A 14,908-nucleotide genomic window follows, 5' to 3' on the forward strand; every position below is an offset into this window, starting at 1 on the left:
TTCATTCAAAAGACAGGAAACCGACAACATGGCAACCATCAGCAGCGTGGGCGTGGGCTCCAATCTGGATCTGGCCAGCCTGCTCACCCAACTCCAGACAGCGGAAAGCCAGCCGCTGACGGCGCTGGATACCAAGGCAAAGAGCTTCACGAGCAAGCTGACGGCGTACGGGACGGTCCAGAGCGCTCTCAGCACCTTGCAAACCGCTGCGCAGAAGCTGTCCGATCCAGCGCTCTTCCAGACCGTCACAGGCACACCCACGGTGAGCGGCATCCTCGCTGCGACCTCGACCGACCCCAGTTCCGCCGGCAACTACACCATCAAGGTATCGCAGCTCGCGCAGGCCCAGTCGATGATCGCCACGGGGCAGGCGAGCGCGACGACCGCGATCGGCAGCGGCAAGATCACGATCGACTTCGGCACCATCACCGGCGGCACGCTGGATGCCGCGACCGGCACATACACCGGTTCCGGCTTCACGGCGTACAGCTCGCGCACCGCGAAATCGCTCACCATCGATTCGCCCAACAACACGCTCACCGGCATCCGCGATGCGATCAATGCGGCCAATGCCGGCGTCACGGCGAGCATCGTCAATGACGGCAGCGGCACGCCTTATCGGCTGGTGCTGAACTCCACCACGACCGGCGAGACGTCGAGCATGCGGATCTCGGTGAACGGCGACGCCGCGCTGCAGAGCCTGATGGGCAACGATCCGGCCGGCACGCAGAACCTGAAGCAGACCGTTGCGGCGCAGAACGCCAAGCTCGACGTGAACGGCATCGCGATCACCAGCACGACCAACACGGTCAAGGAAGCGATCCAGGGGACGACGCTGACCCTGGTGCAGACCGGCACGACCGGCCTGTCGATGAAGGCCAACACGAGCACCGTGACCTCCGCGATCAATGACTTCGTCAAGGCCTACAACAGCCTGCAAAGCACCGCGAAGAGCCTGACGGCCTACGACACCGACACCAACACGGGCGGCGCACTGGTCGGCGATACGACCTTGCGCAACATCATGAACCGCGTCCGGCAGGTGCTCGCGACGCCCCAGAGCACCGGCGCGAACGACCTGAAGGTGCTGAACGAGATCGGAGTGGCCTTCCAGAAGGACGGCACGCTGCTGGTGGATTCGACCAAGTTGGCCTCGGCGCTCGACACCAATCTGGAAGGCGTTTCGAATCTCTTCGCGAGCGGGACCGGAAGCACCTCGGGCTTCGGCAAGCAGCTGGATTCGCTGATCACCGACTTCACCAAGACCGGCGGCAGTCTGTCCGTGGCGACCGATGGCGTGACCGCGACGATCAAGGATCTCGACGAGCAGTACAACACGATGCAGGCGCGCGTCGATGCCACCATGGCGCGCTATCGCACGCAGTTCACGGCGCTCGACGTTCTGGTCAGCAGCATGAAGAGCACGCAGACCTACCTCACGCAGCAGTTCGATGCGATGAACTCGAGCTCCAGCAAGTAAGCCCCGCCGAAGCCCACCATGTACACCTCCCACAACTTCAGGACCGGCGCCAGCGCTTACGCCCGCATCGGCGTGGAAACCGGGGCGATGAGTGCGTCGCCGCACCAGTTGATCTGCATGCTGTTCGACGGTGCGAAGGCGGCCATCGGCATGGCACGGCATCACATGGCCGAAGGCGACGTGGTCGCGAAGGGCAATGCGGTCTCGAAGGCGATCAACATCGTCGAGAACGGCCTCAAGGCCAGCCTCGACGCCGATGCGGCCGGCGCGTCGGGGGCCGATCTGGTGAAGAACCTGACCGCGCTCTACGACTACATCGTGCAGCGGCTGCTGTACGCGAACCTGCGCAACGACGCGAAGGCGCTCGACGAGGCCGATCGGCTGCTCGACGATCTCGCCGGCGCCTGGCGCGAGATCGACGCCGGCGCGGCGGCCGCCTGATGCGGCCACAGTTTGAGAAGACGAGGGACAACATGGCAGTCACGAGTGAAGTCGTCCATTGCTACAGCGAGCTCGCGATGCGTGTGTCGCTGATGGCTGAGTTGGCGCGTGGAAAGGAATGGGGTCGGCTGCCGGAGCTCGAGGCGCAATGCGCTGCGCTCGTCGAGCGGCTCAAGGTGCTGCAGCCGCTGGAAGTGCTGGACCCGGCGCAGTATGACGAGATGCGTCGCCTGATCGCGCGAATCTGCGTGGACCAGGAAGAAGTCAGCGGCCTGGTGAAGCCGCAGATCGAGGAACTCATCGCGCGCATGGGCTCGCTGCATCAGCAGCAGACGCTGGGCAAGGCCTACGGGCGGCCGCACTGATCGCGACTGAGACGGCCCCATGATCGCTTTGTCCGGGTTGGTCGACACGCTCCTTTCCGCGAAGACGTCGCCGCGGCTGGACGTGCTCGCCATCAAGAGCGAGGCCGAGATCGGTCCACCCGGACCGGCGATGCAGGTGGGCAAGGTCGCGAACGACGTGCGGCTGCCGTCGGATGCGGCACTCGAAAGACTGGTGCCCGGCGCCCTGGGTGAGGCGGCGCACCGCGAAGGCTCGCCGATGCGCGCCGCCAAAGCCGAACTGTCGGCCACGGCCCGAGTCATCAGCGCGTTGCTGGCGGATGAGCATGGCGATGCCGGCCCGGTGCGAGGTGCCGCGCCGGCATGGGCTTCCGCGAAGGCGCCGGATGCGGTTGCGCTCGCGGGCACGCTGTCGCAGAACGTATCGAAGAGCGGACTGTTCTACGAATCGCATCTTGCGCAGTTCGCGGCGGGTGGCCGCACGCTGGCGCAAATGGCCGAGGAGCCGCAGGCGCGCTGGTCGGGTCCCGGGCTCGCAGTGGCGCTGGCGGCCGAGGCACAGCCGGTTGCGGCGGGTGCGGCGGTGACTTCTCCGCAGGCCGAAGCGCCGCCGCAGGCTGTCGCGCAAGGCATCGTACCGGCGGTGGATGAACTGGCCGCGAACACCGGGAAGCCTGCAGGGCAGGGCGGCGCCGCCGGGGTGCACGAGCCGAAGCCTGCGACGGCACCATCGCCTTCGGGCGAGGTGCCGCCCGCCGCCGATCCAGACCTCGAATCTCATCATGAGGCTGCGCGTGTCCAGGCGGCCTACCGCTGGGCCGAAGCGCCCGCGGTGACGACCGAAGCCAGGCCCGGGCATGCCGACGCAGAAGCCGCGACGGTTCGCCACGCCGTCCACGCTCAGGTCGCCGGCCCCGCCCCTGTTGCGAACGAGATGATCCATCCGCAGTCCATCGCGCTGGTGCATCAACAGCTCGATCTGCTCGCCACGTCGGTCTTCCGTTGGAGCGGCGAGGCCTGGCCCGGCGTGCCGATGCAATGGTCGATCGAGCAGGAGGGCGACGAGTGCGAGGCGCATGCCGGTGGCGAAGAAGCCGCTCGACCCTGGTCGACCACCGTGTCGATGCGTCTGCCACGCCTGGGCGTGGTCGATGTGCGGCTCAGCCTGGTGGGGACGGGCGTGCATGCGCGCCTGAATGCGGCCGACGCGGACACCGTCGCCCTGCTGCAGTCGGACGGCGGCGCATTGGCGCGGCGGTTGGACGCGATCGGCCTGCGGCTGCAGGACTTCCAGGTTGCGGGGATGGATCCGTCATGACCGCCGGTGCGAACGACCGCCAGAGTGCGGTGGCGCTGTCGCATGCGGACGCCTCGAAGGCGCCCGTGGTCGTGGCGAAGGGCTACGGCGTGGTGGCCGAATCGATCATGCGCGAAGCGAAGGCGAACGGACTCTATGTGCACGAGTCCGCGGATCTCGTCCGTCTGCTCATGCAGGTGAACCTCGACCGGCAGATCCCGCCGCAGCTCTACCGTGCGGTGGCCGAGCTGATGGCCTGGATTCACAGTCTCGAAAGTGACACGAATCCGAATCGGGGCCGCACGTCATGAACTATTTCACACGAAGTTTTTTGAATTGATACTTTTTGTTTCGTATTAATGAGAATTCATAGAGGTGGCGATTAATTGGCCCGAGGATTATCGAGTTATTGGCCGACTGAATACTTTTTCATCCATCAATGAATTTGCATCGGCCGTTTGCTTGTATTCATTCTACTTACTTCCCGCTGGCTGGCGTTTCTTGGGATTGGGAGTAGCTCCGGTTCTCGTCAGATAAGTCTCACTTTGTTGCACGACAGATTGTTCAGATGTTAATAATTGTTAAGACCTGCCGATAGACTAGAACCTGTATCAAACGGAGTGCAGAGTGGAATTGGAAAACGAAGGCGCCGCGACGAATGGCGACATCTCGAAAGAGATCGGTGACATCAATCTCGCCTACATGCTGCTCGCGCAAAAACTCGCCAAGCAGGATCGCGCCGCGGCCATGTATCGTCTGGGAGTCGGCCGCGAACTGGCGGATTTGCTGGCCAATATGTCCTTGACCCAGATCGTCAAAATGGCGGCGTCGAATTTCCTGCTCTGCAGTTTCCGCCTGGACGATCATCCGATGTTCGCTGTATTTGGCGAGGAAAAGGATACGACCCTCCAGCAGGCGCATATGTCGATCCTGATGGCTGCTCGGAAAATCCAGTCGCGCGAAGCGGACGCAATGGCATGACAAAAAAAAGCGTTCTCGGCGAGGTGCGCGAGGTTCAATTGGCCATCGAGCTGATCGAACTCGGCGCGCGGCTGCAATTTCTTGAATCGGAAGTCGGCCTGAGCCGCGAACGCCTGATTCGTCTCTACAAGGAATTGAAAGGCGTTTCGCCGCCCAAGGGTCTTTTGCCTTTTTCGACGGATTGGTACATGACCTGGCTGGCCAATATCCATTCCTCGATGTTCTACAACATGTACCGCTTCATGCTGGAAGAGGCGGATGAGACGCCGCTGCGTGCGCTCATCAAGAGCTACCGCCTGTACATGGAGCAGATCGAGACGCATGGCGGCGAGGTCGTGCTCGACTTCACGCGCGCCTACACGATGGTGCGCTTCTTCGAGAGCGACATGCTCCAGCTGAGCACCTGCAGCCGCTGCGGTGGCCGTTTCGTCGCGCATGCGCACGACAACAAGCACGGCTATGTGTGCGTGCTTTGCCGTCCGCCGTCGCGTGCGGGCAAGGCGCGCGGCCCGAAGCGTGTGGAAGCGTCGACCGAAACCGAAACCGAGTCCGAGTCCGACACCGTCCTGCCGCGTGCCCAACCGCAGGCTGCGGCCCGCAGCCACTGAGGCGATTCATTCAATTCGAAATCGAACCCATTTGATTTGACGCCTGAGGGCAAAAGGGGAAACGTGTGCTCGTGCTGGTCGGATACCTGGTGGTGGTGGGAACCGTTTTCGGGGGTTATGCCCTCATGGGCGGTCATTTCGGCGTCCTGTTCCAGCCGATCGAAGTGCTGATGATCGGGGGCGCCGCATTGGGTGCGTTCATTGCCGGCAACAACGGCAAGACGATCAAGGCGACGATGAAGGAATTGCCGCTGCTCCTGCGTTCGTCCAAGCACAACCAGCAGCTCTACATGGACCTGCTTGCCCTGCTGTACGAGCTGCTCGCCAAGGCGCGCAAGGAGGGCATGATGAAGCTCGAGTCCGACGTGGAGAACCCCAAGGACAGCGAGATCTTCAACCGCTATCCGGAGATCATGGGCGAGCACGAGCTCATGGAGTTCCTCTGCGACTACCTGCGCCTGATGGTCAGCGGCAACACCGACGCCTTCGAGATCGAGGCGCTGATGGACCACGAGATCGAGACCATCCGCCACGAGGCCGAAGTGCCTTCGCACAGCCTGGCGCGCGTCGGCGATGCGCTTCCCGCATTGGGCATCGTGGCCGCGGTGCTGGGCGTGGTGCACGCGCTCGGTTCGGCCAATCTCCCGCCTTCCGAGATGGGCTCGCTGATCGCCCACGCGATGGTGGGCACCTTTCTCGGCGTGCTCATGGCCTATGGCTTCGTGATGCCGCTGGCGACCGTGATCGACCAGAAGGTCGAAGAGGGCATGAAGGTCTTCCAGTGCGCCAAGGTCACCCTGCTCGCGAGCCTGAACGGCTATGCGCCCCAACTGGCGGTGGAGTTCGGCCGCAAGGTGCTGTTCTCGACCGAGCGTCCGACGTTCAGCGAGCTCGACGAGCACGTCCGCGAGGTCAAGGCCCGCTGACCGCCGGGGCGTAGACCATGAGCGCAGACAAGCATCGCGTCATCATCAAGAAGGTCGCCGGGGAGGGCGGGGGCCACCATGGCGGCGGCTGGAAGATCGCCTACGCCGACTTCATGACGGCCATGATGGCCTTCTTCCTCGTGATGTGGCTGCTGTCGATCTCGACGCCCAAGCAGCGCGAAGGCATCGCCGAGCACTTCCGCATGCCGCTGAAGGTGGCCCTGAGCGGCGGCGAGAAGAACAGCCTCAGCTCGAGCGTGATTCCCGGCGGCGGCCCGGACCCGATCGCCCAGGAAGGCGAGGAGAAGCTCTCCGACGCCGAGCGCGCCGAGATGGAAGACGCCGCGCGCCTGGCGGACATGAAGAAGCGGCTGGACGACATGATCGAGAGCAGCCCGATCTTCAAGCAGCTGCGCTCGCAGATCCTGATCGACATCACGACCGAAGGCCTGCGCCTGCAGATCGTGGACAGCGACAAGCGTCCGATGTTCGACCTCGCGAGCGCGCGCGTCGTGCCGCACATGCGGGCGATCCTGCGCGAGCTGGGGCCGACGCTCAACGACCTGCCCAACAAGATCACCCTCTCGGGCCACACCGACGCCATCGTCTACACCAACGGCGACAGGGCCTACGGCAACTGGGAGCTCTCGGCCGACCGCGCCAATGCATCGCGGCGCGAGCTCGTGACGGGCGGCATGAAAGAGAACAAGGTGCTGCGCGTCGTCGGCCTCGCCGACAGCATGCACCTGGACAACGCCGAGCCGCGCAACCCGATCAACCGGCGCATCAGCATCATCGTCCTGAACCGGCAGACACAGGACCGCATCGAGCGCGAGAACAGCGGCGAACTCGACAAGCCCAGAGTCGGCACGTCGTTGCGCCCGAGCACGGAGGCCGCCGACCTGAAGCCGGCGTCGTTCGAACCATCCGCGCCCACCCAGTAGCAGCGAAGCAAAAAAAATGGACCTCAGTCAGTTTTCCCAAGCATTCTTCGTCGAAGCCATCGAGCTTCTGGCCGAGATGGAGCAACTGCTCCTCGAGCTCGATGTCGATTCGCCGGACATCGAACAGCTCAATGCCATTTTTCGTGCGGCCCATTCGATCAAGGGCGGCGCGGCCACCTTCGGCTTTTCCGCGTTGACCGAAACGACGCATCTGCTGGAGACCCTTCTGGACCGGGCGCGCCATGCACAGCTTCGCCTGAGCGCTCCCATGATCGATGCCTTTTTGGAAACGAAGGACGCCTTGCAAGAACAACTCACCGCCTACCAGGCTGGCAAAGAACCCGCGCCCGACATGGTGGCGCACATCTGCGCCGTGCTGCAGAAACTCGCGCTCGAGACCGCCGATGGCAAGAGCCTCGCTGCGGCGCCTGCACCTGCACCTGCACCTGCACCGGCGCCAGTCGCTGCGCCCGTGGCTGCCGCGGCGCCCGCGCCCGAGGCGACCGCTTCGGACGGTGCGCTGCGCATCCGCCTGAGCGGCCTGTCGGACAGCGAATGCGAACTGCTCGCGGACGAACTCGCCAATCTCGGCAAGATCGTCTCGCGCACGCGCAGCAACGAGCAGTTGATCGTGATGCTCGACACCACCTGCGAGCCCGACGAGATCATCGCGGTGTGCTGCTTCGTCATCGACGAGTCGCAGATCGACATCGCGCGCGAGGTGGCTGCGCCCGCGGCCGAGGCCGAGCCCGTCGCAGCCGAAGCTGCAGCGGAAGCCGCAGCCGCTGCCGCGCCTGTGGCGCCGGCCGCCGCACCCGTACGCGCGCAGGCCGCCGCAGCGCCGGTTCCGGCAGCCGCCGCACCTGCCGCAGCCGCTGCCGCGGCCGGGAAGGAATCGAGCTCGATCCGCGTCGATGTCGAGAAGGTTGACCAGCTCATCAACCTCGTGGGCGAACTGGTCATCACGCAATCCATGCTCACGCAGGCCGCGACGATGCTCGACCCGGTCGCCTACGAGCGCTTCCTCAGCGGCCTGGGCCATCTGGAGCGCAACGCCCGCGATCTGCAGGAATCGGTCATGTCCATCCGCATGATGCCGATGGACTACGTCTTCAGCCGCTTCCCGCGCGTGATCCGCGACGTGAGCGCCAAGCTCGGCAAGCAGGTGCGGCTGGACACCAACGGCCGCGAGACCGAACTCGACAAGGGCCTGATCGAACGCATCGTCGATCCGCTCACGCACCTGGTGCGCAACAGCCTCGACCACGGCATCGAGACGCCCGACATCCGCACCGCCAAGGGCAAGGAAGCGACGGGCCAGCTGCTGCTGTCCGCGCAGCACCACGGCGGCAACATCGTGATCGAAGTCAGCGACGACGGCGCCGGCCTGAACCGCGAGAAGATCCTCGCCAAGGCCTTGCAGCAGGGGCTCGCGGTGAGCGAATCGATGCCCGACGAGGAAGTCTGGCAGCTCATCTTCGCGCCCGGCTTCTCCACTGCCGAGCAGGTGACCGACATCTCGGGCCGCGGCGTGGGCATGGACGTGGTCAAGCGCAACATCCAGGAGATGGGCGGCCACGTCGAGATCCAGTCGCGCGGCGGCCATGGCACGACCACCCGCATCGTGCTGCCGCTCACGCTCGCGATCCTCAACGGCATGTCGGTCAAGGTGGGCAACGAGGCCTACATCCTGCCGCTGTCCTACGTGATCGAGTCGCTGCAGCCGCTGCCGGAGCACCTGCACTCGATCACCAGCGACGGCCATGTCATCAAGGTGCGCGGCGAATACCTGCCGCTGATCGAACTGCACCGCGTGTTCGACGTGTCGGGCGCGCAGGTGAACCCGACGCAGGGCATCCTCGTGATCGTGCAGGCCGACGACGCGCGCTTCGCGCTCCTCGTGGACGAGCTGCTCGGACAGCACCAGGTGGTGGTGAAGAACCTGGAGACCAACTACCGCAAGGTGCCCGGCATCTCGGCGGCCACCATCCTCGGCGACGGCAGCGTGGCTTTCATCATCGACGTCGGCGCGATGCCGCGCATCCAGCGCGCCCAGGCCGCCAGTGCGGCGGCGCTCGCCGGCGCTTCGAGGATGGCGGCCGTCGAAGCTTGAGCTTCTTCATGCAATTGCCCCGTGCACCCGGTCGCGACCGGGTGTCTGACCTGAGAAATTGACGGAGACATTTGCAATGCGTTTTGACTTCTTTCGCCGCCAGGGATCCAAGGGTGACGTCGCGGTCGATGAACTGGTGGCACCGGTGGCGCACGGCACCCAGGAGCCATCGCCGGAGAGCGCGCTGCTGGAAGAGGCGGAGGCCAACGGCTATGTGGGCTATGCGTTGCAGCTCGATGCGCAGATGCGCGTGCAGGGCATTCGCTTCGCCTGGCGCGATGCGACCGGTGGCGCCGACGCCTCCGCACAATGCAAGGCGCTGATCGAGTGCATCGCCAAGCATCTCAATCCGCCCAAGGGCTGGCGCCTCGGGCGGCTGGCCGTGTACCTCGACGTCACGGTCGATGCGCTGTTCCACAACGAGTTGCAGGCACTCCCTCCGGGGAACGTGGTGCTGTGCATGGGCATGGACGACCTTGCCGATCCCGACACGCGCTCGATGCTGGTCTTCCTGCGCGAGCAGGGCTTCGGCTTCATGCTGCGCGACGCACCGGCGCTGCCCCAGGACCCGGAGCTGCTCGAGATCGTCACGCACTTCGACGTTGGGGCGGGCGATCCGGCGCTGATTGCCGAAGTGCGGGAGGGCGAGCCGGTCGGTCGTGCGCCGATCCAGCTCATCGCGACGCGCATGAACGGATGGGACCGCTTCGAGACCTGCGCGGATCACCGCGTCGACGTGTTCGTCGAAGCCAGCCGGCCGCCGCCGCCGGTGAAGCAGGTCGGCGAGCTGCAGCCCGAGTCGCTGCTGATCGTGCGGCTGATGCAGATGCTCCAGCGCAACGAGAACGTGCGCTCGATCGAGGCCGCGCTCAAGCGCGATGCGGCGCTCACCTACCGGCTGCTGCGTCACATCAATTCGCCGGCGATCGGCGTGGGCGTGGAGATCACATCGCTTCGGCACGCGGTCTCGATGCTCGGCTACCAGCCGCTCTTCCGCTGGCTCTCGGTGCTGCTGGCGACCAGCAATCGCACGAGTTCCCACTTCATGATGAAGCGCGCGATCATGCGCGGCCGCTTCGTCGAGCTCATGGGGCAGGGCATGCTGCCCGCGAGCGATTCGGACAACCTCTTCGTGGTCGGCATGTTCTCTCTCATCGACCAGCTCCTGGGCGTGACGATGGAAGAGGTCCTGAGCAAGGTGCAGCTGACCGAATCGGTGCAGCAGGCCATCCTGTCGCGAAAGGGCGTCTACGCGCCCTTCCTGTCGCTCGTGGAAGCCTGCGAGACGGACAGCGGCGACGCCCCGCGCCTGGCCGAGGCGCTGTTCGTCAGCGCGGGCCAGGTCAACGCCGCGCACCTGTCCGCCATGGTCTGGTCGCAAGAGGCCAGCGCGCTCGAAATGCCCTGAGTGCCCTAAACCCCCGGGGATTCGCTGCCGATATACAGGCATGCAGGGCAGGCCCGTCACCGATCGATGCATCGCAGGCGGGCTCGCCAGGCACCTTGAAAGCAACGCACCGACGATGGCAGTGAACACCGAATTCCTTTTCACCGACGGCGACTTCGCCAAAGTGCGAACGCTGATCCACCGCCGTGCTGGCATCGCCCTCGGCGAGCAGAAGCGACAGATGGTCTACAGCCGTCTGTCCAGGCGGTTGCGCGAGCTGCGGCTGCCCGAGTTCTCGGCCTACCTGGAGATGCTCGAATCGACCCAGGACGGCGACGAGTGGCAGTCGTTCATCAATTCGCTGACCACGAACCTGACCTCCTTCTTCCGCGAGGCGCATCACTTCCCGGTGCTGGCCGAGCATGTGCGCAAGGTGCAGCAACCGGTCACCGTCTGGTGCGCGGCCGCCTCGACCGGCGAGGAACCCTATTCGCTCGCGATCACGCTGATGGAGGCCCTCGGCGCACGCGCGAGCTCGGCGAAGGTGATCGCGACCGACATCGACACCGCGGTACTGGCGAAGGGCCAGGCGGGCGTGTTCACCGCCGAGCAGGTCAGCCGGCTGTCGCCCGAGCGGCTGCGGCGGTTCTTCGACAAGGGCACCGGCGCGAACGCGGGCAAGGTCCGCGTGCGCTCCGAAGTGGCGGCGATGGTGAAGTTCTCTCGGCTCAACCTGCTCGACCCCGCGTGGTCGGTCAAGGAGCCGGTGGACGCGATCTTCTGCCGCAACGTGATGATCTATTTCGACAAGCCGACGCAGAAGAAGGTGCTCGACCGCTTTGCGCCGCTGCTCAAGCCGGGTGGTCTGCTGTTCGCCGGGCATTCGGAGAATGCGTCGCTCGTCAACCAGACCTTCAAGCCGCTGGGGCATACGGTGTACGAGCTGGCGCGCGGCGCCGCGAAGGCGGTGGCGGCATGAACCCGGTCGCCCCCGGTTCGGTTGCAAGCCACCACTACTTCGACCGCGACGTGGGCAGCATGGCGGTGAAGCTGCTGCCGTCGGAGTACTACGTGACGACGACCGACACGGTGCTGACCACGGTGCTGGGCTCATGCGTGTCGGCATGTCTCGTGGACATCGACAACGGCGTCGCCGGCATGAACCACTTCATGCTGCCGGACGACGGCGACGCGAGTGCGCGAGACCAGGCCGAGTCGATGCGCTACGGCGCCTACGCGATGGACGTGCTGATCCGCGACCTGCTGCGCGCCGGAGCACGCCGCGAGCGGCTCCAGGCGAAAGTGTTCGGCGGCGGCGCGGTGCTCGCCAACATGACCACGCTCAACATCGGCGACCGCAATGCGGACTTCGTGCTGCGCTACCTGCGTGCCGAGCGCATCGCCATCGCTGCACAGGACTTGCGCGGACCGTACGCGCGGCGCGTGTGCTTCATCCCGGCCAGCGGCAAGGCGGTGGTGCGCAAGCTGCGCGGGCAGGCCGAGGTGCAGACCATTCGGCAGGAGGAGGGCGAGCTGCTTCGCAAGCTGGTCAGCCCTCGCGCGAACCCCGGCCTGTTCCGGCCCAACAACCATGCCGCCGGCGACACGAGCCCATCGGCGAAGAACAAAGGAAGCTGGTGAGCACGAACAACGCAAACAAGATCAAGGTGCTGTGCGTCGACGATTCGGCGCTGATCCGCAGCGTGATGACCGAGATCATCAACAGCCAGCCCGACATGACGGTGGTCGGGACGGCCGCCGATCCGATCGTCGCGCGCGAGTTGATCAAGCAGACGAACCCGGACGTCCTGACGCTCGACGTCGAAATGCCGCGCATGGACGGGCTCGAGTTTCTCGAGAAGCTCATGCGCCTGCGACCGATGCCGGTGGTGATGGTTTCGTCGCTGACCGAGCGTGGCTCCGAGATCGCCCTGCGCGCCCTGGAATTGGGCGCAATCGATTTCGTGACCAAGCCGCGCCTCGGAGTGCGCGACGGCTTGCTGAACTACACCGAGCTGATCGCGGGCAAGATCCGCACCGCGTCCTGCGCGCGGTTGCTGGCGGCGCGCGGTGGCGCGGCCGCCAAGCCGCAGGGAGAGGTCGCGCAGGAAGCCCTGCTGCGCAGCCCGCTGCTGAGTACCGAGAAGCTCATCATCATCGGCGCATCGACCGGCGGCACGGAGGCGATCCGCGAAGTGCTGCAGCCCTTGCCGCCCGATTGCCCGGCGGTGCTCATCGCGCAGCACATGCCGGCGGGATTCACGAAGTCCTTCGCGCAGCGGCTGGACGGCCTGTGCCGCATCACCGTCAAGGAAGCGGAGCACGGGGAACGCGTGCTGCCGGGCTATGCCTACATCGCGCCGGGCGCCTACCACCTCTCGCTCGCGCGCAGCGGCGCGAACTATGTCGCGCATCTCGACCAGGAGCCGCCGGTGAACCGGCATCGTCCGTCGATCGACGTGCTGTTCGATTCCGCGGCGCGGCATGCGGGCAAGAACGCGATCGGAATGATCCTCACCGGCATGGGCAAGGACGGGGCCGAGGGCCTGTTGCGCATGAAGAAGGCCGGCGCCCACACGCTGGCGCAGGACGAGGCGAGCTGCGTGGTCTTCGGCATGCCGAAGGAAGCGATTGCATTGGGCGCGGCGGACGAGGTCGCGCCCTTGAGCGAGATGAGCCGGCGTGTGCTTGCCCACCTGCGCACCTTCGGGGCGAGAACGAACCGTGTGTAGATGGGCCCACCCCCAGCCTCGCCCACTTCGTGTGGCTCTGCACCCCCTTGCAGGGGGCGCACCTGGCGGCCCGGCGGAGCCGGTTCCGCGGGTGCCCTGAATGGGGCCGGGGCGATAGATAGGGGCGTGAGTGTGTGAAGTTGAAGTGAACCTTTTTGGAGCGATGAACGTGATTGACAAGAGCATCAAGATCCTGGTCGTGGATGACTTCCCGACCATGCGGCGCATCGTGCGCAACCTTCTGAAGGAACTCGAGTTCCTCAACGTCGACGAGGCCGAGGACGGCGCGGCGGGCTTGGAGAAGCTGCGCGGCGGCAGCTTCGGGTTCGTGGTGTCGGACTGGAACATGCCCAACATGGACGGCCTGACGATGTTGCAGAACATCCGCGCCGATCCGGAGCTGTCGAAGCTGCCGGTGCTGATGGTGACGGCCGAGGCCAAGAAGGAAAACATCGTGGCCGCCGCGCAGGCCGGCGCGAACGGCTATGTGGTCAAGCCTTTCACGGCGGCCACCCTCGAAGAGAAGATCACCAAGATCTTTGAAAAACTGGCCAAGTGACCTTTTGCGGAGCGCATCGCGCGCCGCGGAGCAAATCAAATGAATCAAACCATCGACAACGATCACGGGAACACCGCTGAACAGTTGCTGGGCCGCATCGGGCAGCTGACGCGGCAGCTGCGTGAAGGCATGCGCGAGCTGGGCCTCGACAAACAGGTCGAGAAGGCCGCGCAGGCGATTCCCGGTGCACGCGACCGCCTAAACTACGTGGCGGAAACCACGGAGCGCGCCGCGCATCGTGCGCTGAATGCGATCGACATCGCGCAGCCGCTGCAGGAAGGGCTCGCCGCCGACGCCAAGGGCCTCACCCAGCGGTGGGACGAGTGGTTCAAGAACCCGATCGAGCTGGATCACGCGCGCCAGCTCGTGACGGACACGCGCGAGTACCTGGGCGACGTGCCACAAAAGGCCAGCGCGATCAATGCGCAGCTCATGGAGATCCTGATGGCGCAGGACTTCCAGGACCTGACCGGGCAGGTCATCAAGAAGATGATGGAAGTGGTCAACGAGGTCGAGACGCAACTGCTGCAGGTGCTGATCGACAACTCGCCGGCCGAGAAGCGGCAGGAGATTGTCGCTTCGAATAGCCTGATGAACGGGCCGCAGATCAAGCCTGGCAATGCAGACGCGGTGACCGACCAGTCGCAGGTCGACGATCTGCTGGCGAGCCTGGGGTTCTGAACCCGCTCCGGTCTCGCTCACTTCGTTTCGCGCGCGGTTGTTCGACGCGTGGGGGCGGGATCACGCCGACGGCGTACTCTGCTCCGCGAATGTCCCCCGGCCTGCGGCCTCCTCCGTTATTTCGCTGCGCAGAGCACGCCATCGGCGCGATCCGTCACCGCGGTTGTTTATCGGCCGGCTCAACACGGCGGCTCCCGTGGGGAGGATGCCGGGTGGTCCCCGCAGCGAAATAAAGGAGGAGCCCGAAGGGCGGGGGACATTCGCGGAGGGGACCACCCGGTGTCCTCCCCACGCACCCCGAAAAGCGACCGGTGATTGCCCGAGATAGAGCCAGTTACCCCCCTTGATCGGGCGATTGCTCCAGCAGCCCAGGTCGAATAATCAGCCACGAGCCGGTGGTCTTCACCGATGCTCG

The 14,908-nt window shown here is 65.2% G+C and carries 16 protein-coding genes; all 16 read left to right on the plus strand.

The genetic code is table 11. The features are described 5' to 3' along the window. Positions 1–28: 28 nt before the first annotated feature. Positions 29–1,480, plus strand: a complete 1,452-nt coding sequence (gene fliD / locus WKW77_RS08520; protein ID WP_340356425.1) for a flagellar filament capping protein FliD — start codon at positions 29–31, stop codon at positions 1,478–1,480. A gap of 18 nt (positions 1,481–1,498) precedes the next feature. Further along, positions 1,499–1,921 (plus strand): flagellar export chaperone FliS, encoded by a 423-nt coding sequence (gene fliS / locus WKW77_RS08525; protein WP_340356426.1) that lies wholly within the window; start codon positions 1,499–1,501, stop codon positions 1,919–1,921. Between the two features lie 32 nt (positions 1,922–1,953). Continuing rightward, positions 1,954–2,286 carry a flagellar protein FliT gene (locus tag WKW77_RS08530; RefSeq protein WP_340356427.1) on the plus strand — a complete coding sequence of 111 codons (333 nt, stop codon included), beginning with the start codon at positions 1,954–1,956 and terminating at the stop codon, positions 2,284–2,286. Positions 2,287–2,305: 19 nt separating this feature from the next. Beyond that, a complete protein-coding gene (gene fliK, locus WKW77_RS08535; RefSeq protein ID WP_340356428.1) occupies positions 2,306–3,583 on the plus strand; it encodes a flagellar hook-length control protein FliK in 1,278 nt (425 codons plus the stop codon). Beyond that, a complete protein-coding gene (locus WKW77_RS08540) occupies positions 3,580–3,873 on the plus strand; it encodes an EscU/YscU/HrcU family type III secretion system export apparatus switch protein (protein ID WP_340356429.1) in 294 nt (97 codons plus the stop codon). Before fliK ends, WKW77_RS08540 begins: the two co-directional genes overlap by 4 nt. Positions 3,874–4,189: 316 nt before the next feature. Next, positions 4,190–4,543 (plus strand): flagellar transcriptional regulator FlhD, encoded by a 354-nt coding sequence (flhD, locus tag WKW77_RS08545; RefSeq protein ID WP_340356430.1) that lies wholly within the window; start codon positions 4,190–4,192, stop codon positions 4,541–4,543. Next, positions 4,540–5,151 carry a flagellar transcriptional regulator FlhC gene (flhC, locus tag WKW77_RS08550; protein ID WP_340356431.1) on the plus strand — a complete coding sequence of 204 codons (612 nt, stop codon included), beginning with the start codon at positions 4,540–4,542 and terminating at the stop codon, positions 5,149–5,151. Before flhD ends, flhC begins: the two co-directional genes overlap by 4 nt. A 65-nt stretch (positions 5,152–5,216) precedes the next feature. After that, a complete protein-coding gene (motA, locus tag WKW77_RS08555; RefSeq protein ID WP_093161249.1) occupies positions 5,217–6,077 on the plus strand; it encodes a flagellar motor stator protein MotA in 861 nt (286 codons plus the stop codon). A gap of 17 nt (positions 6,078–6,094) precedes the next feature. Further along, positions 6,095–7,021: a flagellar motor protein MotB gene (motB, locus tag WKW77_RS08560; protein ID WP_340356432.1), complete on the plus strand. Its 927-nt coding sequence runs from the start codon at positions 6,095–6,097 to the stop codon at positions 7,019–7,021. 16 nt (positions 7,022–7,037) lie between these two features. Further along, on the plus strand, positions 7,038–9,134 hold the full coding sequence (cheA, locus tag WKW77_RS08565; RefSeq protein WP_340356433.1) for a chemotaxis protein CheA: 2,097 nt from the start codon (positions 7,038–7,040) through the stop codon (positions 9,132–9,134). 76 nt (positions 9,135–9,210) lie between these two features. Then, positions 9,211–10,542, plus strand: a complete 1,332-nt coding sequence (locus WKW77_RS08570) for an EAL and HDOD domain-containing protein (RefSeq protein ID WP_340356434.1) — start codon at positions 9,211–9,213, stop codon at positions 10,540–10,542. Between the two features lie 115 nt (positions 10,543–10,657). Then, entirely contained in the window at positions 10,658–11,500 is an 843-nt protein-coding gene (locus tag WKW77_RS08575; RefSeq protein ID WP_340356435.1) for a CheR family methyltransferase, read from the plus strand. Next, a complete protein-coding gene (gene cheD, locus WKW77_RS08580; protein WP_340356436.1) occupies positions 11,497–12,162 on the plus strand; it encodes a chemoreceptor glutamine deamidase CheD in 666 nt (221 codons plus the stop codon). The genes WKW77_RS08575 and cheD overlap by 4 nt, the downstream gene beginning before the upstream one ends. A 65-nt stretch (positions 12,163–12,227) precedes the next feature. Continuing rightward, positions 12,228–13,253 (plus strand): protein-glutamate methylesterase/protein-glutamine glutaminase, encoded by a 1,026-nt coding sequence (locus tag WKW77_RS08585; RefSeq protein WP_422823164.1) that lies wholly within the window; start codon positions 12,228–12,230, stop codon positions 13,251–13,253. A gap of 172 nt (positions 13,254–13,425) precedes the next feature. Next, positions 13,426–13,812: a chemotaxis response regulator CheY gene (gene cheY, locus WKW77_RS08590; RefSeq protein WP_184529189.1), complete on the plus strand. Its 387-nt coding sequence runs from the start codon at positions 13,426–13,428 to the stop codon at positions 13,810–13,812. Positions 13,813–13,851: 39 nt separating this feature from the next. Beyond that, the gene (gene cheZ / locus WKW77_RS08595; RefSeq protein WP_340356438.1) at positions 13,852–14,493 is read left to right on the plus strand and encodes a protein phosphatase CheZ; all 642 of its coding nucleotides are present in this window, start codon (positions 13,852–13,854) and stop codon (positions 14,491–14,493) included. Positions 14,494–14,908: the final 415 nt, after the last annotated feature.

Origin of the sequence: Variovorax ureilyticus (genome assembly GCF_037889935.1) — a bacterium.
GTDB lineage: Bacteria > Pseudomonadota > Gammaproteobacteria > Burkholderiales > Burkholderiaceae_C > Variovorax > Variovorax ureilyticus.